The following is a 20,381-nucleotide window of genomic DNA, read 5'->3' as shown; positions in this document are numbered from 1 at the left end:
AGCGAGACATCGAGGTCGAATCGCGCCGCCCTATGGGTGGGGCTGTCGAGTGGGGAGCCGTCGGTGGTGACCTGGGGCAGGTCCAGTACCGCGCGATCGGTGTTCTGGACGGTGAGGGTCACCTGGAACAGCGGGTGCCGGCCCAGCGACCGCTCCGGGGCCAGTTCCTCCACCAGGCGTTCGAAGGGCACGTCCTGGTGGGCCAGCGCGCTGAGGCTCGCCTCCCGTACCCGGCCCAGTACCTCACGGAACTCCGGATCCCCGGACAGGTCCGTCCGGATCACCAGGGTGTTGACGAAGAAGCCGACCAGATCGTCCAGCGCCTCGTCCGTGCGGCCCGCCACAGCCGATCCGACGGGGATGTCGGTTCCGGCCCCGAGCCGGGACAGGGTCACCGCGAGTGCGGCCTGTAGCACCATGAACGCGGTCACGCCTTCGGCGCGGGCCAGCTCCACGAGCCGTTCATGCACTCCGGCGGGTACGTGGAGCGGCACGACATGGCCCTGGTGGCTCGGCACCGCGGGGCGCGCGTGGTCCACCGGCAGGACGAGTTCCTCCGGGGCGTCGGCGAGGGTGCGGCGCCAGTACTCCACCTGTGCGGAGAGCAGGCTCCCGGGGGTGGACTCCTCGCCGAGCAGTTCCCGCTGCCAGAGGGCGTAGTCGGCGTACTGCACCGGCAGCGGCGTGTACTCCGGCGCCTCACCGCGCGACCGGGCCGCGTACGCCTCGGAGAGATCACGGCCGAGCGGGCCCAGTGACCATCCGTCTCCGGCGATGTGGTGCATCACCACGACCAGGACACGTGTCTCCGTGTCCGTCTCGAAGAGCCATGCGCGGATCGGCAGTTCGGTGGAGAGGTCGAACGCGTACCGTGAGGCGGCCGTGGTGGCGTGGGCGAGTTCGCCGGGTGCCACCTGGGAGACGTGGAGCGCCCAGTCGACGTTCTGCGGGTCGATGATCCGCTGGTAGGGCTCGCCGTCCCGCACGCCGAAGACCGTCCGCAGCGATTCATGTCGTGCGATCACATCGCGCAGTGCCTCGGCGAGTGCGGGGACGTCCAGGTCTCCGGTCAGTCCGAGGACGGCGGGGATGTTGTAGCTGGCTCCGTCCAGTTGGGCCAGGAACCACAGTCGCCGCTGCGCGAACGACAGCGGCAGCCGCTCCGGGCGTTCGACGGCCGTCAGCGCGGCGCGGGCCCGGCCGCCGCCTCCCTCTCGGGCCAGCCGGGCGGCCAGGGAGGCCACGGTGGGGACTTCGAACAGGGTCCGGACCTCGATCTCCACGCCGAGCGCGGCACGGATCCCGGACACCAGCCGGACGGCCAGCAGCGAGTGGCCGCCCAGGTCGAAGAAGCTGTCGTCGACGCCGACCGAGCCCACTCCGAGAACCTGGGCGAACAGGCCGCACAGAATCTCTTCCTGTGCCGTGGACGGCCCCCGGCCGGCGCCTGAGGTTCCCGCGTACTCGGGGGCCGGGAGCGCCTTGCGGTCCAGCTTGCCGTTCACCGTCACCGGCAGCGACGGCAGTTGTGTCATGGCGGCGGGAACCATGTGTTCCGGCAGCCGCTGTGCCAGGGATTCCCGGAGGCCGTCGAGGTCGATCGGGGTCTCGGTGTCGGTCTGTGTGTCGGAGGGGACGAGGTAGGCCACCAGTCGGCGGTCTCCGGGTGTGTCCTCCCGTGCGACCACGGCGGCCTGTGCCACTTCGGGGTGCGCGGTCAGAGCGGCCTCGATCTCGCCGGGCTCGATGCGGAAGCCCCTGATCTTCACCTGCTCGTCCGCGCGCCCGACGAACAGCAGTTGTCCGTCCGCCGTCCACCGTGCCAGGTCTCCGGTCCGGTACATCCGCTCGCCGGCGCTGGTGGCGGCGGTACCGAAGGGGCTCGCCACGAACCGTTCGCCCGTCAGCCCTGGACGCCCCACATAGCCGCGTGCCACGCCGGTACCCGTCACATACAGCTCACCCGTCACGCCTGACGGTACGGGCTCGAGGGTGTCGTCCAGGATGTAGAGGCGGGCGTTGTCGATGGGTGTGCCGATCGTCGGCTCGGCGTCGGGTGTGAGCGGCTGGGACATCGACGCGCAGACGGTGGCCTCGGTCGGGCCGTACGCGTTGATCAGGCGGCGGTCAGGTGCCCAGCGCCGTAGGAGGGCCGTGTCCAGTGCCTCGCCTGCCGACACCAGGGTCCGTACGGAGGCCAGGTCATCGGTCTCCAGGACGGCGAGTACGGCCGGGGGGAGCGTCACGTGCGTGATCGAGTGACGGGTGAGGAGTTCGGCCAGGCCGCCGCCCGGGGTCAGTTCGTCGGCCGGGGCCACGACGAGTGCGGCACCGGAGCACAGGGCCATCAGTACTTCGGAGGTGGCGGCGTCGAATCCGATCGAGGCGAACTGGAGGACGCGCGCGTCGGGTTCCACCGCGAACCGCTCGATCTGTGCGCCGGCCAGGTTCACCGCGCCGCGGTGATCGACCGCGACGCCCTTCGGGGTGCCGGTCGACCCCGACGTGTAGATGACGTACGCCAGGGCGGCCGGCTGGATCGACGTCCGGGGCGGGGTGTCCTGGCAGCCGGCCAGCTGTGCCTCGACGTACGCGTCATCGAGGGCGACCGGCAGCACGCCGCCGCGCAGGGGCAGCTCGTCAAGGACGTCTTCGGTGCCGAGCACGACGGGGGTGCGGCTGTCGGCGAGCAGGAACGCGATCCGTTCGGCCGGGTACTGCACATCGACCGGCAGGTAGGCCGCTCCGGCCTTGAGGACGCCCAGAATCGCGGTGATCAGCCGCGTTCCGCGGGGCAGGCAGATCCCGACCACCGACTCGGGGCCTACGCCGAGTCCGCGCAGGTAGTGCGCGAGGCGGTTGGCCTCGGCGTCCAGTTCCCGATAGGTCAGCACGGTCTGATCGCTGATCAGCGCGGTGGCCTGCGGAGTGGCCGCCACCTGGCGCTCGAACGCGTCGACGATGGTGGAGTCCGGCGCGGTCGTGGCGGTGTCGTTCCAGTCCACGAGTACGCGTCGGCGTTCGGCCGGGTCGAGCAGGTCCACGGTGTGCAGCGGTACGTCGGGGCCGCCGCGCAGGGTTTCGGCGAGTGCGCCGAGTACGTTCTCCATCGCCGTGCAGATCAGGTGGGCGACGGTCCCCGGGTCGATGGGGTCGATGGCGAGGACGGTGACGCTCATCCCGGCGGGGCCGTGGTCGTTGACGGCGGCGGCCAGCGGGTAGTTGGTCTTGTCACGGGCGAAGACACTCTGCACGCCTTCGACGGAGTGCGTCTCGGCGGAGTCGGGGCCGTAGTCGTCGTGGCGGTAGTTCAGCAGCGTGGTGAACAGGGGTGCGTTGCCGGCGATACCGCTGGCCTGCTGAGCCAGGGCCAGGGGGGCGTGTTCGTGTTCCAGCAGTGCCGCCAACTGGGCGCGCATGCCTTCCACCGCGGCCCGCACGCCGACTCCGCCGGTCCGTACCCGCACGGGCAGGGTGTTGATGAACGGACCCAGGACCCGGTCGGCGCCTTCACCGGCGTTCAACCGCCCGAAGAGCACGGTCCCGAACACCACGTCGTCCCGGCCGGCCAGGGTACTGAGCACCCGGGCCCACACCACATGCGACACCGTCGCCGGGCTGACCCCCAGTTCCCGGGTGACCCGTCGCAGCTCCGCCGTGACCTGATCGGGGAGCCGTACCTCCCGCGTCACGACGTCGCTGCCGTCGCCCTGAACATCGAGCAGTCCGTACGGCGCGGTCGACTCGGTCACATCGCCCAGCAGCCCGGCGAAGAACCGCTCGTGCTCGGCCCTGGGGACGGCGCGGGTCTGCGCAACGAAGTTGCGGAACGGCAGCGCGGGCCTCATGCGGTCGGCCCGTCCGGTCAGCACCGCCCGCAACTCGCGCAGCAGCATGTCCATACCCGTGTGGTCCTGGACCATGTGATGCATCCGCACGGCGCCGAGCCATCGGCCGTCGGCCGCCTCGGTCACGTGCACGTCCAGCAGCGGGGCGCGGCGCAGTTCCATCACAGAACCGGCGAGGGCGAGCAGTGCCTGGGTCGGGTTCGGGTGGGTGTCATCGACGGTGTGCTCGATGACGGGTAGTTCCGCGTGCCGCCATACCACCTGGACCGGCTCCGGCAGCCCTTCCCAGATCACGCCGGTGCGGTAGACATCGTGCCGGTCCACCACGTGCTGGAGGGCCCGCAGGAATGCGTCCAGCCGGTCACGGGTGTCGAACTCGACCACGCGCACGGTGAGGTAGACGTCCTCGCCACCACTCGCCATGAGGTGGTGGAAGAGCATGCCCTCCTGCAAGGGCGCAAGCGGGTAGATATCGGCGACGTTCGGCGCACCGCCGTCGACCGAGGCCACCACCCGATCGATCTCAGCCTGCTCCAGCTCCACCAGCGGCAGCATCTCCGGGGTGATGTGCTCAGCGTCCGCCGGAATCAGATTCTCCGGTACCTCCACCGACCCGACCGCAGCCGCCCGCGCCAGCCCCGCCGGAGTCGGCGACTCGAACAGCGCCCGGACGGACACGGACACACCACGGCCCCGCAACCGCTCCACCAATGACACCGCCAGCAGCGAATGCCCACCGAGCCGGAAGAAGTCGTCCTCCGCACCGACCGACTCCAGGCCCAGCACCTCCGCGAAGACCGCGCAGAGGATCTCTTCCCGCAGGGTGACCGGGCCCCGCCCGCTCCCACCGGTGCGCTCCGGCGCCGGAAGCGCCCGGCGGTCCAGCTTCCCGTTCGCGGTCAGCGGCAGCTCGTCCAGGGCCACGAACGCCGCCGGCACCATGTAGTCCGGCAGCCGTGCCGCCACCAGCTCCCGCAGCCCCTCCACGTCCTGGACCGACGGCACGACATACGCCACCAAGGCGTCCTCACGGGCCACCACAGCAGCCTGCGTCACCTCGGGACGGGTCAGGAGCACGGTCTCGATCTCACCCGGCTCCACCCGGAACCCGCGCACCTTGACCTGATCGTCCGCCCGCCCCGCGAACACCAACTGCCCGTCCGCAGTCCACCGCGCCAGGTCACCCGTCCGATACATCCGCCGCCCAGCATCGAACGGAGACGCCACAAACCGCTCACCCGTCAACGCCGGACGATTCACATACCCGCGCGCCAGCCCAGCCCCGGCCACATAGAGTTCCCCGGCGACCCCGGTGGGAACGGGCTCAAGCGCATCGTCCAGCACATACAACCGGGTGTTGGCGATCGGGCGGCCGAACGGCACCGGACCCGGACGGCCCCCATCCACCACCTCGGCTGCCACCATCACCGTCGCCTCGGTCGGCCCATACGTGTTCACCAACCGACGGCCCACCGACCAGTCCCGCGCCACCGCCTCACTGATCGCCTCGGCACCCACCAGCAGCGTCCCCACCTGAGCCAGATCCTCCGGCTCCAGCACACCCAACAGTGACGGCACCACACTGGCGGCCCGGACACCCGCCAGCTCCGCCAGCCGACGAGGCTCCTCCCGCTGCCCCTCACTCGCGATCCACAACGAGGAACCCGACGACAACGCCACCGCCACATCCAGCACCGACGCATCGAAACTGAACGACGCGAACTGCAACACACCCACACCCGGACCCGCACCCATCACCGGCCCGAACACCGACACCAGATTCGCCAACGAACCGTGCGAGACCGCCACACCCTTCGGCGTCCCCGTCGAACCCGACGTATAGATCACATACGCCAAGTCCCCAGAGACCCCGGGCGCAGAAGCAGACTCACCGGGCTGGTCCAGCTCCTCCGGACCCACCACCACACCCACACCCGCATCCGCGAGCATGAACTCAACCCGCTCACCCGGCAGCCCGGTGTCGATCGGCAGATACGCAGCCCCCGCCTTCCACACACCCAGAATCCCGGTCACCATCCCGGCGCCACGCGGCAACCTCAACCCCACCACCGACTCCGGCCCCACCCCCCGACCCCGCAGATAATGCGCCAGCCGATTCGCCGCCGCATCCAACTCCCCGTACGACAGCTCAGCACCCTCACTCACCACCGCCACCGCACCCGGGTCGGCGGCCACCCAGTGCTCGAACAGCTCCGGCACCGACACTCCGGCCGTCTGGGACTCGGTGTCGTTCCACTCGACCAGCACCCGGGACCGCTCACTCGGATCGAGGACGGGTACCCGGTCGAGGGCTGTATCCGGACCGCCGGCCAGCGTGTCGGCGATCACGCTGAGGACGTTCTCCGTCGCGGTCTGGAGCAGCCGCCCGACCTCGGTCACATCGATCGGAGCGGCGGCTTCCACATTGAAGGTGACGCCGTCCGCCCCGAGGTCACTGACGGCCACCGTGAGCGGATAGTTCGTCCGGTCCCGTGCGGAGACCGTCTGGACGCCCTCCAGGACCTGCGGCCGGCCACTGTCCGTGCCATTGCGGCTGCCGTGATGCCAGTAGTTGAAGAGCGAAGTGAAGAGAGGGGTGTTTCCGAGGACTCCGCTGGCCTGCTGTGCGACGGCCAGGGGTGCGTGCTCGTGCTCCAGCAGCGCCGCGAGCTGGTCCCGCATCCCGTTCACCGCGGCCCGCACACCGACTCCGCCGGTCTCCACCCGCACGGGCAGGGTGTTGATGAACGGGCCCAGCACCCGGTCAGCGCCGACACCGGCGTTCATCCGCCCGAACAGCACGGTTCCGAACACCACGTCGTTCCGCCCGGAGAGCGCCGCCACCACCCGGGCCCACACCACATGGAGCACCGTCGCCGGACTGACACCGAGCTGCCGGGCCATCCCTTGGAGCCGGTCAGCAGCTTCCTCGGGCAGGGGGAACGTCCCGGTTGTCACACCACTGCCGTCACGACGCACATCGAGCAGCCCGTACGGGGCCGTCGGCTCGGTCACATCGCCCAGCAGCTCGGCGAAGAACCGCTCGTGCTCGGCACGCGGTACCCGCCGTGTCTGCGCCACGAAGTTCCGGAACGGCAGTGCCGGTGCCAGATACTCCGTCTCGCCGGTGAGTACCGCTCGCAGCTCGCGCAGCAGCACATCCTTGCCCAGGTGGTCCTGGAGCATGTGGTGCATCCGTACCAGGGCCAGCCATCGGCCTTGCGGCAGTGGGGTGAGGTGCAGGTCCATCAGCGGGGCACGGCCCAGCTCCATGGCCAGCCCCGCCGCGTTCAGCAGGGCGTCAGACACGGCTGCGGAGTCGCAGTGATCGACGTCGAATGTGTGCTCGGTGATCGGCAGCTCAGCGTGCCGCCACACCACCTGAACCGGCTCCCGCAGGCCCTCCCACACCACACCGGTCCGGTAGATGTCGTGCCGGTCCGCCACCTGCTGAAGCGCCTGCGTGAACTCGTCCAACCGGGCGCGTGAGTCGAACTCCATGACCCGCGCGGTGACGTAGACGTCCGCACCGTCGTCCGCCATGAGGTGGTGGAAGAGCATGCCCTCCTGCAAGGGCGCGAGCGGGTACACGTCGGCGACGTTCGCCGCACCGCCCTCGACCGAGGCCACCACCCGATCGATCTCGGCCTGCTCCAGCTCCACCAGCGGCAGCATCTCCGGGGTGATCTGCTCAGCGTCCGCCGGAATCAGATTCTCCGGCACCTCCACCGACCCGACCGCAGCCGCCCGCGCCAGCCCCGCCGGAGTCGGCGCCTCGAACAACGCCCGCACCGACACCGACACACCCCTACCCCGCAACCGCTCCACCAACGACACCGCGAGGAGCGAATGCCCACCGAGCCGGAAGAAGTTGTCCTCGACCCCGACCGACTCCAGGTCCAGCACCTCAGCGAAGGCGGCGCAGACGATCTCCTCTTGCACAGTGACCGGGGCCCTGCCCGCACCCGTGCTGTACTCCGGCTCCGGAAGCGCCCGGCGGTCCAGCTTCCCGTTCACCGTCAGTGGCAGCTCGTCCAGCGTCACGAAGGCAGCCGGCACCATGTACTCCGGCAACCGGGACGCCACCAGCTCCCGCAACCCCTCCACATCCTGGACCGACGGCACGACATACGCCACCAACGCGTCCTCACGAGCCACCACAGCCACCTGAGCGACATCCGCATGCGTCAACAGCACCGTCTCGATCTCACCCGGCTCCACCCGGAACCCGCGCACCTTGACCTGCTGATCCGCCCGCCCCGCGAACACCAACTGCCCATCAGCCGTCCACCGCGCCAGGTCACCCGTCCGATACATCCGCCGCCCCGCATCAAACGGAGACGCCACAAACCGCTCACCCGTCAACCCCGGACGATTCACATACCCGCGCGCCAGCCCAGCCCCGGCCACATACAACTCACCCGTCACACCCACCGGCACCGGCTCAAGCGCCTCATCCAGCACATACACCCGAGTATTGGCGATCGGCCGACCGAACGGCACAGGACCCGAACGACCACCATCCACCTCCCCGATCGCCGAGATCACCGTGCTCTCCGTCGGCCCATACGCATGCACCAACCGCCGACCCACAGACCAATCCCGCGCCACCGCCTCACTGACCGCCTCAGAACCCACCACCATCGGCCCCACATGCCCCAGATCCCCAGGCTCCAGAACCCCGAGGAGCGACGGCACCACACTGGCAGCCCGGACACCCGCCAGCTCCGCCAGCCGACGAGGCTCCTCCCGCTGCCCCTCACTCGCAATCCACAGCGCAGAACCCGACGACAACGCCACCGCCACATCCAGCACCGACGCGTCGAAGCTGAACGACGCGAACTGCAACACACCCACACCCGGACCCGCACCCATCACCGGCCCGAACACCGACACCAGATTCGCCAACGAACCCTGCGAGACCGCCACACCCTTCGGCGTGCCCGTCGAACCCGACGTATAGATCACATACGCCAGATCACCCGCAACACCCGGCGCAGAGGAAGACTCACCCGGCTGGTCCAACTCCTCCGGACCCACCACCACACCCACACCCGCATCCGCGAGCATGAACTCCACCCGCTCACCCGGCAACGCGGTGTCGATCGGCAGATACGCAGCCCCCGCCTTCCACACACCCAAAATCCCGGTCACCATCTGCGGACCACGCGGAAGCCTCAAACCGACAACCGACTCCGGCCCAACACCCTGCCCCCGCAGATAATGCGCCAGCCGATTCGCCGCCGCATCCAACTCCCCGTACGACAACTCAGCACCCTCACTCACCACCGCCACCGCACCCGGAGCCTCAGCCACCCACCCCTCGAACAGCTCCACCACCGAGGCCGCCGGCACCACCGTCGCTGTGTCGTTCCAGTCGACCACCAAGCGGTCCCGCTCACGTGAGTCCAGGACCGGGACGCCGCCGAGGGCCACATCGGATTCGGCGTCCAGTGCTTCCAGGACACTGTGTGTCGTCGTCGCGAGGAGCCTTCCGACCACCGTGGCGTCGATCGGGGCAACCGCCTCCACGGTGAAGCTGAAGCTGTCCGGTCCCAGGTCGTTCACGGCGACGGACAGCGGATAGTTGGTCCGCTGGCGGACGAGGACGCTGCGGACGCCGTCCATGGACTGCGGTTCGGCCGCCGCCTCGCCGCCCAGTCCCCGGTCGGCGTAGCGGTAGTTGAAGAGGGAGGTGAACAGGGGGGTGTTCCCCGCGATCCCGCTGGCCTGCTGTGCGACCGCCAGGGGCGCGTGCTCGTGTTCCAGCAGCGCGGCCAACTGCTCCCGCATGGCCTGCACGGCGGCCCGGACGCCGACTCCGCCGGTGCGTACCCGGACGGGCAGGGTGTTGATGAACGGGCCGAGCGCGCGGTCGGCGCCGACACCGGCGTTCATCCGCCCGAAGAGCAGGGTGCCGAAGACCACGTCGTCCCGGCCGGCGAGTACGGCCAGGACGCGGGCCCACACCACGTGCAGCACCGTCGCCGCGCCGACGCCCAGCTCTCGTGCCGTCTCCCGCAGTCTGATCGCCACCTCGGGCGGCAGGGGGACGACTTTTCGGACCACTCCGCTGCCGTCGCCGCGTACGTCGAGCACGCCGAAGGGCGCGGTCGGTTCGGTCACGTCGCCCAGCAGCGCGGCGAAGAAGTTCTCTTGATCCGGGCGGGAGACACCTCGTGTCTGCGCGACGAAGTTCCGGAACGGCAGTGCCGGTGCCAGTTGGTCGGTCTGTCCGCGGAGCACCGCGCGCAGTTCCCGGAGCAGCATGTGTGTGCCCAGGTGGTCCTGGAGCATGTGGTGCATCCGCAGGAGGCCCAGGCACTTGCCGTCGCCCGTCTTCGTGACGTGCAGATCCATGAGTGGCGCGCGCCCGAGGTTCATCACGGAGCCGCCGGCGGCGACGAGGGCGTCCACCCACTGTGCGGGCTCGGTGGACGCCACGTCGAGGACGTGTTCGACGACCGGCAGTTCGACGTGCCGCCACACCACCTGGACGGGCTCCCGGAGTCCCTCCCACACGACGGCGGTCCGGTAGATGTCGTGCCGGTCCACCACCCGCCGCATCGCCTGCGCGAACTCGTCCAGGCGGGGCCGGGACTCGAACTCCACCACCCGGACGGTGAGGTACACGTCCGTGCCCGCGTCCGCCATCAGGTGGTGGAAGAGCATGCCTTCCTGCAGCGGCGCCAGCGGGTACATGTCCGCGATGTTCGCCGCGCCGCCTTCCACGGTCGCGACCACCCGGTCGATCTCAGCCTGGTCCAGTTCGACCAGCGGGAGCATTTCGGGGGTGAGGTGTTCGGCGTCCGCCGGGATGAGGTTGTCCGGTACGTCCACCGATCCGACGGCCGCGGCTCGCGCCAGTCCGGCCGGGGTGGGCGTCTCGAACAGCGCGCGCACCGATACGGACACACCACGGCCGCGCAGCCGCTCGACCAACGACACCGCCAGCAGTGAGTGTCCGCCGAGCCGGAAGAAGTCGTCCTCCACACCGACCGCGTCCAGGCCCAGTACTTCCGCGAAGGCGGCGCAGAGGATCTCCTCCTGCACGCTGGCGGGGCCGCGTCCCTCTCCGGCGGCGTACTCCGGGGCGGGGAGGGCTTTGCGGTCCAGCTTGCCGTTGGCTGTGAGTGGCAGTTCGGGCAGGACCGTCACGGCGGCCGGGATCATGTGGTCGGGGAGCCGGCCGCGCAGGTGGTGGCGTAGGGCGTCCGTGTCGAGGTGCGTGTCCGGGGCCGCGGGTACCACGTAGGCGACCAGGCGCTTGTCTCCCGGGGTGTCCTCGCGCACGACGACGGCGGTCTGTGCGAGGTCGGGGTGGGTCAGCAGCGCTGTCTGGATCTCGCCGGGTTCGATGCGGAAGCCACGGATCTTGACCTGGTCGTCCGCGCGGCCCAGGTACACCAGTTGGCCGTCGGCGGTCCACTTCACGAGGTCGCCGGTGCGGTACATCCGTCGGCCGGGGTCGAAGGGGCTCGCCACGAACCGTTCGCCAGTGAGTCCGGGGCGCCCGATGTAGCCGCGCGCCACGCCTGCGCCCGCCACGTACAGCTCGCCCGTGACTCCGACGGGTACGGGGTGAAGCGCCGGGTCCAGTGCGTACATCCGGGTGTTGGCGAGGGGGGTGCCGATGGGGACCATGCCGTCGGTGACCGCTGCGGGCGTGAGTTCCGCGGTCGCGACGCCTACGGTCGTCTCCGTCGGCCCGTAGTGGTTGTGGACCCGGCGGCCCGCGGCGGTCGCCGCGGTGACCAGTTCTCGTACCCAGCCGGTGGCGGCGGCCTCGCCGCCCAGCACCAGAGAGGCCGCGGGCAGCAGGGGTTCGTATCCGACGGCCGCGGTGAGTGCGGCCAGGTGCGACGGTACGACTTTGAACGCGTCGATCGACTGCTCGGCGAGGGAGCGGGCCACCGCCGCCGGGTCGGTCACCGTGTCCGCGTCCAGCACGTGGACCCGGCCGCCTGTGGCGAGGCCGGCGAACACCACCGTGTTGCCGAGGTCGGTGACCTGTGCCTGAAGCAGCGCGTACCGGGCGGCCGGGTCGGTCCATCCCAGGCGTGTCGACACCGATGTGACGTAGTTGGCGAGTGATCCCTGGGTGATGCCGACGCCCTTCGGCAGGCCGGTCGAGCCGGAGGTGTAGATCACATACGCCAGGCCGGCCGGGTCTGTGCCGGTCCCGGGTGAGGTGGCGGGGTAGCCGTCCAGGAGGCGGGTGGTCTCGGGGGTGTCGAGGGCGACGGTCCGCGCGGGCAGTTCCGGCGGGGTCTGCCGGGTGCCGATGAGCAGGCGGGCGCCGCTGTCGGTGAGCAGGAACGCCGTGCGTTCCGTCGGCTGCTCGGGGTCGACGGGGAGATAGGCCGCGCCGGCCTTCCACACGGCCAGCGTGGCGGTCACCATCTGTGTGCCGCGCGGCAGGGACAGGGCCACGACGGACTCCGGGCCCGCGCCCAGTGCGCGCAGGTGGTGTGCGAGGCGGTTGGCCGCCGCGTCCAGTGCGCCGTACGAGGTCTCGGTGCCGTCGGCGAGCAGGGCCACGGCGTCCGGGTGGGCGATCGCGTGCCGCTCGAACCGGTCGATGACGGTGGGGGCCGGGGTGGTGGTCGTGGTGGCGTTCCAGGTGTGCAGGACGCGGTGTCGCTCGTCGGCGTCGAGCATGTCCACGCTGGACAGCGGCGCGTCCGGGGCGGCGGTGACCGTCTCCAGCACCCGTGTGAGCCAGTCGGCGAAGCGGTCGGCCGTGGGGGTGTCGAAGAGGTCGGACGCCGCGTTCACGGTGCCGTGCAGGCCGGCCGGGCGGCCGTCGGCGTCGAAGGTCTCCCGCAGGTGGATGTCCAGGTCGAAGCGGGCGGCGGCGTGCGTGGGGCCGTCGAGCGGTCCGGTCCGGATCCCTTGCAGTTCGAGGATGCCCGGTTCCTGGTTGCGCAGGGTCAGCATCACCTGGAACAGGGGGTGCCTGACCAGGGAGCGTGCGGGCGCCAGTTCCTCCACCAGGCGTTCGAACGGTACGTCCTGGTGGGTGAACGCGCCGAGGCTCGCCTCGCGTACCCGGCCCAGTACCTCGCGGAACTCCGGGTCCCCGGACAGGTCCGTCCGGATCACCAGCGTGTTGACGAAGAAGCCGACCAGGTTGTCCAGCGCCTCGTCCGTACGGCCCGCCACCGCCGTGCCGACCGGGATGTCCTCCCCCGCCCCGAGGCGGGAGAGGGTCACGGCCAGTGCCGCCTGTACGACCATGAAGGGCGTGGCGCCCTCGGCCCGGGCCAACTCCGCGACACGCTGGTGTGTCCCGGCCGGTACCCGCAGGGGCACCAGGTGTCCGTCGTGGCTCGGGACGGCCGGGCGGGAGCGGTCGGCGGGCAGTGTCAGCTCTTCGGGGGCGCCGGCGAGGGTCCGGCGCCAGTACTCCACCTGGGAGGAGAGCAGGCTCCGCGGGTCGGTCTCGTCGCCGAGCAGCGCACGCTGCCAGAGGGCGTAGTCGGCGTACTGCACGGGCAGCGGCGCGAACACGGGTCGCTCGCCGCGTGCCCGTGCCGCGTAGGCCGTGGACAGGTCGCGGCCGAGGGGGGCGTGGGACCAGCCGTCGTTGGCGATGTGGTGGAGGACGAGGATCAGGGCATGGTCGTCGGCGCCCAGTTCGAACAGCCAGGCGCGGACCGGTACCTCGGCCGACAGGTCGAACGCGTGGCGGGTGGCGTGTGCCACGGCCGCCGGCAGTGCCTCGGGGGCCACCCGGGACACGGTCAGGTTCCAGTCGAGGGTGGTCGCGTCGAGGATGTGCTGGTAGGGGCGGCCGTCGACGGAGCGGTAGACGGTGCGCAGGGGTTCGTGGCGGGCGAGGACGTCACGCAGTGCCGCGTTCAGGGCGGTGGTGTCCAGTGCGCCGGTCAGTCGTAGGGCGACGGGCATGTTGTAGGTCGGGCTCGGCCCTTCCATCTGGCTGAGGAACCAGAGGCGTTGTTGCGCGAACGAGAGGGGCGGGAGCGCGGGGCGGGCCGTGGCGCGCAGCGCGGGACGGGTCTCTTCCCCGGGCCTCTCTGCGGTCTCGCCTCGGATCTCTTCCCCGGGCCTGTCTCCGGTCTCGCCTCGGATCTCTTCGCCGGGCCTGTCTCCGGTCTCGCCCTGGATCTCTTCCCCGGGGCTCTCTGCGGTCTCGCCTCGGGTTCCTTCCCGGGCTCCTCCTCGTGTCTCGTCCGGTGCTGCTTGTCCGGTCCGCTCTCGGCCGGGGCCGGTGAGGTGGGCCGCGAGTCCGGCCGGGGTGGGCGTTTCGAAGAGGGTCCTGATGCGGACCTCCACGCCGAGCCGGGAGCGGATGCGGGACAGCAGGCGGATCGCGAGCAGGGAGTGCCCGCCCAGGTCGAAGAAGCTGTCGTCGACGCCGGTCGTGTCCCGGCCGAGGACCTGAGCGAAGATCTCGCACAGGGCGGTCTCGGTGGGGTCGGCCGGGGCGCGGCCCGTGGTGCGGTCCGCGGGGTCGTCGGGGTCGGGCAGGGCCTTGCGGTCGAGTTTGCCGTTCGGGGTGAGCGGGAGTGCGGGGAGGACGACTTCGGTGGTGGGCACCATGTGGGCGGGGAGTCGCCGGGCCAGGAAGTCGCGGAGTTCGCCGTCGGCGGGTTCGGTGCCGGTGAGGACGACGTAGGCGACGAGTCGGCCGTCGCCGTCGGCGCCGTCGGCTCGGGCGACGACCGCGGCGCGGGAGACGGCGGGGTGTTCCAGGAGGGCTGTCTCGACCTCTCCGGGTTCGACGCGGTAGCCGCGGATCTTGACCTGGGTGTCGGCGCGGCCGACGAACACCAGTTGGCCGTCGGAGGTCCACTTCACGAGGTCCCCGGTGCGGTACATGCGCTCGCCCCGGGTGCCGTAGGGGCCGGCGACGAACCGTTCCGCGGTGAGGGCGCGCCGGCCCGCGTAGCCGCGGGCGAGTCCGGTGCCGGAGACGTAGAGTTCGCCGGTCACGCCGGTCGGGACGGGGGTGAGGGCGTCGTCGAGGACGTACAGGCGGGTGTTGGCGAGGGGTCTGCCGATCGGTACGACTCCGGTGGCGAGGGTCGCCGGGGTGAGTTCGGCGGTGGCGACGCCGATGGTGGTCTCGGTGGGTCCGTAGTGGTTGAACACGCGTCGGCCGGCTGCCGCCGCGACGAGGTCGTGCAGCCAGGTGACCGAGGCGGCCTCTCCGCCGAGGACGAGGGAGCGGGCGGGCAGTACGGCGCTCGCCTCGGTGTCGGCGGACAAGGCGGAAAGGTGGGAGGGGACGGCCTTGACGTGGTCGATGCGGTGTTCGCGCAGGTAGCCGGTGACGGCGGCCGGGTCGGTCACGGTCTCGGGGTCGAGGATGTGGAGTTGTCCGCCGGTGGCGAGGCTGGTGAAGACGACGGTGTTGCCGAGGTCGGTCACCTGGGGTTGGAGCAGGCCGTAGCGGGCGCCCGGGCCGGTCCAGTCGAGCCGTTGCGACACCGAGGAGACGTAGTGGGCGAGGGCCCCGTGGGTGACCATCACTCCCTTGGGGGTGCCGGTCGAGCCGGAGGTGTACATCACGTAGGCCAGGCAGCCGGGGTCCACCGCGGTGGCCGGTGCGAGGGGCGCGGGTCCGGCGGGGTCGGTTTCGGTGAGGGCCTCGTCGATCCACGTGACCGGTAGGTCCGGTGCGTGGTCGGTGATCGTGCGGCCGGAGTCGCGGTCCGTGAGGAGGGTTCGTGCGCCGCTGTCGGTGAGCATGAACGCGATCCGCTCGGGCGGGAGGTCGCGGTCGATGGGCAGGTAGGCGGCGCCGGTCCGCCACACGGCGAGGATCGCTGTGATCATCTCGGCGCCGCGGGGCAGGCACAGGCCGACGACCGATTCGGCGCCGACTCCCAGGGTGCGCAGGGAGTGGGCGAGGCGGCCGACGCTGGCGTCGAGTGCGCGGTAGGTCAGTTCGACGCCGTCGGCGACGAGGGCGGTGGCGTCCGGGGTGGCGGTGACCTGGTCCCGGAACAGGTGGATGACGGCGGGGGGTTCGCCGGGGACGGTGGTGTCGTTCCACCGGTGGAGCACGCGGTCGCGTTCGGCGGGGTCGAGGACCTCGACGGCGTTGAGCCGTACGTCCGCGGTCTCGGTGACGGTGTCCAGCACGCGCTGGAACCAGGTGGCCATCCGGGCGGCGGTCTCGGCGTGGAACAGGTCGGCGGCGAGGGTCACCTGGGCGCGCAGTCCCGCCGGTTGTCCTTGGTCGTCGAAGGTCTCGCCGATGGTGAAGTGCAGGTCGTAGCGCGAGGGGGGTGCTGCCGCCGCGTCCAGGTCGGGTGTGGTGCCGGTGGCCGGGTGGGCGCCGGGCAGGGTGAGTTCGGCGTGCTCGACGTTCTGGACGGTGAGCATCGTCTGGAACAGGGGGTGGCGGGCGAGCGACCGGGTGACGACCAGTTCCTCCACGAGCCGCTCGAACGGTACGTCCTGGTGGGCGAGGGCCTGGAGGCCGGCTTCCTGGACCTGCGCGAGGATGTCCCGGAAGTTCGGGTTGTGGGACAGGTCGGTGCGGATCACGAGGGTGTTGACGAACGATCCGACGAGGTGGTCGAGGGCGGCGTCGGAGCGTCCGGCGACGGGGATGCCGAGGGTGATGTCCGTGCCGGCGCCGATCCGGGACAGCAGGACGGCGAGGGCGGCCTGGAGGGTCATGGACGGGGTGGCGTTCTCGGCGCGGGCGAGCCGGAGCAGCCGCCGGTGGGTCTCGGCGGGGATGTGGAACGGGACGCGGTGTCCGCGGTGGCTCGGTTCCGCGGGCCTGGGCAGGTCGACGGGGAGGTTCAGTTCCTCGGGTGCTCCGGCCAGGGTGCGGCGCCAGTGGTCGATCTGTGCGGTCAGCAGGCTGTCGGGGTCGGAGGCGTCGCCGAGGAGTTCGCGCTGCCAGAGGGCGTAGTCGGTGTATTGCACCGGCAGGGGTGCGAAGGGGGGTTCCTCGCCGCGTGAGCGGGCCGTGTACGCCGTGGACAGGTCGCGGCCCAGCGGTCCCATGGACCAGCCGTCGGAGGCGATGTGGTGGAGGACCACCACGAGGAGCCGTTCGTCCGCGCCGGCTTCGAACAGCCAGGCGCGCAGGGGCGGTTCGGCGGCGAGGTCGAAGACGTGGCGCATGGCGTGGGCGGCGGCGTCGGCCAGGGCGCCGGGTGCGACCGGTACGACGTCGAGATTCCAGTCGAGGTCGTGCGGGTCGAGGATGTTCTGGTACGGCTCCCCGTCGACGGCGGGGAACACCGTCCGCAGTGATTCGTGCCGTGCGATCACATCGCGGAACGCCTGGGCGAGGAGTCCGGCGTCGGTGTCGGCGCCGAGGCGGATCGGGGCGGAGATGTTGTAGGTGGCCCCGGAGCCTTCGAGCTGGGCGAGGAACCAGAGGCGTCGCTGTGCGAAGGACAGCGGGATGTGTTCGGGGCGGGGTGCGGTACGGAGCGGGAGTCGGGCTTGTCCGGCGCCGTCCGCGGTCAGCCGGGCGGCGAGTTCGGCGACCGTCGGGGCCTCGAACAGCAGCCGGAGCGGTAGCTCGACGCCGAGGGTGTCACGGATGCGTGAGGTGAGGCGTACCGCGAGCAGGGAGTGTCCGCCGAGTGCGAAGAAGCTGTCGTCGACGCCGACCGACTCCATGCCGAGGACGTCGGCGAAGGCGGCGCAGAGGCGTTCTTCGTGGACGGTGGCGGGCGCGCGTCCCGCGGTCGTGCCGTATTCGGGTGCGGGCAGTGCCTTGCGGTCGAGTTTGCCGTTGACGGTGATCGGCAGGAGGTCGAGGGGGACGAAGGCGGCCGGGATCATGTACTGCGGCAGTCGTGCGGCGGCGAAGGCCCGCCATCCGTCGGGGTCGGGGTCGCCGTCCGGGACGACGTAGGCGACGAGTCGCTGGTCGCCCGGTGTGTCCTCGCGGGCCACGACCGCGGCCCGGGTGATGCCGGGGTGGGCGAGCAGGACGGCTTCGATCTCGCCGGGCTCGATGCGGAAGCCGCGGACCTTGACCTGGTCGTCCGCGCGGCCGAGGTAGACGAGCTGTCCGTCGGGCGTCCACTTGACCAGGTCGCCGGTGCGGTACATCCGTCGGCCGCCGGTGCCGTAGGGGCAGGCGACGAAGCGTTCACCGGTCAGTGCCGGGCGGCCGAGGTATCCGCGGGCCAGTTGGACGCCGGCCAGATAGAGTTCGCCGCTCACTCCGGGCGGTACGGGTGTCAGGTGCTCGTCGAGCACGTAGACGCGGGTGTTGGCGACGGGTGCGCCGATGGGGACGGAGCCGTGGTGCTGGTCGGGGTCGCACGCCCAGGCGGTGACCTCGACGGCGGCTTCGGTCGGCCCGTACAGGTTGTGCAGTTCCACCGCGGGGAAGGCGGCGAAGAAGCGGGTCTGGGTGGTGAGGGAGAGGGCCTCGCCGCTGCACACCACGCGCCGCAGTCCGGGCAGGGGGCCCACGTCGGCCTGGAGGAACACGTCGAGCATCGAGGGCACGAAGTGGGCGACGTCGATGTCCTGGGCGCGGATCAGGTCGGCCACGTAGTCGGGGTCCCGGTGTCCGCCGGGCCGTGCCACGACCAGTGTCGCGCCCCACACCAGGGGGCCGAGGAGTTCCCACATCGACACGTCGAAGACGATCGGTGTCTTGTGGAGCACCCGGTCCCCGGCGCCGAGACCGTAGTGGTCCTCCATCCACACCAGTCGGTTCACGATGCTGCGGTGCGACACCAGCACGCCCTTGGGGCGTCCCGTGGAGCCGGAGGTGTAGATCACGTAGGCCGCGCTGTCCGGGTGGATCGTGGGCAGCGGGTCGGTGCCGTGCGTGTCGTCGGCCGCCACGCGGGCCACGGTCGGTGCGTCGTCCAGCACCACGACCGGGGCGGCGTCCTCCAGCAGCAGCGCCACCCGTTCGGCGGGGTATCCGGGGTCCACCGGCAGATACGCGGCTCCCGCCTTCAGTACGCCCCACAGGGCCACGACCAGTTCCACGCCGCGTTCCAGCACGACGGCGACGGTCGATCCCGGGCCGGCTCCGCGGGCGGCGAGGTGGCGCGCGATCCGGTCGGCCCGTACGTCGAGGTCGCGGTAGGTCAGCTCCTCGCCTTCGAACACGAGCGCCACCGCGTCCGGTGCCTGGCGCACACGGGTCTCGAACAGCGTGGGCAGGGTGAGGGGCTCGACGGGTTTCGCCGTGTCGTTCCACCGGGTCAGTACGCGGTGCCGCTCGTCGGTGTCCAGGACGTCCACGGCGTGCAGCCGCAGGTCCGGGTCGGTGACCACGGTGTCCAGCACCCGCTCGAACCGCCGGGCGATCGTCTCGGTCGTCGCTGCGTCGAAGAGGGCGTCGTCGGCGATGAGGTGGCCGATGAGGCCGTCGGGGCGGCCGTGGTCGTCGTGCCGTTCCTCGATCATCGCTTCGAGGTCGAAGCGGGCCACCGGCAGGTCGGAGGGCAGTGCCTGGGCGGTGACGCCGGGCAGGTCCAGGGTTGCCCGGGCCGTGTTCTGCACGGTCAGCATGACCTGGAACAGCGGGTGCCGGTTCAGGGACCGTTCGACGGTCAGTTCCTCCACCAGCCGTTCGAACGGCACGTCCTGGTGGGCGAAGGCTCCCAGTCCCGTCTTCCGGACCCGGGCCAGTACCTGCCGGAAGCGGGGATCGCCCGAGAGGTCGGTGCGCATCACGAGGGTGTTGACGAAGAAGCCGATCAGGTCGTCCAGGGCCTCGTCGGTCCGGCCCGCCACCGCCGACCCGATCGGGACGTCCGTTCCGGCGCCGAGCCGGGACAGTGTCACGGCCAGGGCCGCCTGCACCACCATGAACGGGGTGACGCCCTCGGCGCGGGCCAGGTCCGCCAGGCGCTGGTGGGTGGCGGGGGACACCCGTACCGGCACACGGTGCCCGGTCCGGTTCGCGACGGTCGTGCGCGGCCGGTCCACGGGCAGGGTCAGTTCCTGCGGAGCGCCCGCCAACGTCTCTTTCCAGTAGGCGAGTTGGGCGGCCACGCGGCTGGTCGGGTCGGATTCCTCGCCGAGCAGTTCCCGCTGCCACAGCGCGTAGTCCGCGTACTGCACCGGCAGCGGCTCCCAGTCGGGTACCTCGCCGCGCAGCCGGGCCGCGTACGCCCGTGACAGGTCGCGGCCGAGCGGGCGGTGCGACGAGGCGTCCGTGGCGATGTGGTGCAGGACCAGCAGCAGCACCTGCTCGTCGGGCGAGTGGGTGAGCAGGACGGCGCGGACGGGGATGTCGCGGGAGAGGTCGAAGGGGGTGCGCGCCTCGGTCAGCGCGGCTTCGGCCACCTCTTCGGGCGCGGTGGGCCGTACCGCCAGTTCCCAGTCGAGTTCCGCCGGATCGAGAATGCGCTGATACGGCTCGCCCGCCTCGGCGGGGAACACGGTGCGCAGGGATTCATGGCGTTCCAGCAGGTCCCGTAGGGCCGCGGCCAGTGCCGGGGTGTTCACCTGTCCGCGCAGCGCCAGGGTGATGACGTTGTTGTAGGCGAGGCCCGAGTTTTCCAGTTGGGACAGGAACCAGAGCCGGCGTTGGGCGAACGACAACGGGATCAT

General features: G+C 71.0%; 1 protein-coding gene (cut by a window edge). It reads right to left on the bottom strand.

What is annotated here, in order from left to right; all coding sequences use genetic code 11:
• Positions 1–20,381 carry the 5' end (the start) of a non-ribosomal peptide synthase/polyketide synthase gene (locus ACIQNG_RS10450; protein ID WP_401483849.1) on the bottom strand. Its footprint begins 20,881 nt before the window's first position, so the window shows 20,381 of its 41,262 coding nt (coding positions 1–20,381); its start codon is at positions 20,379–20,381; its stop codon lies off the left edge, out of view.

This window comes from Streptomyces sp. NPDC091377 (assembly GCF_044757045.1).
In the GTDB taxonomy this organism is placed as follows: Bacteria; Actinomycetota; Actinomycetes; order Streptomycetales; family Streptomycetaceae; genus Streptomyces.
Note: the sequence above shows the minus strand (reverse complement) of the source record. Positions and strands in the feature narration are given on the sequence as shown.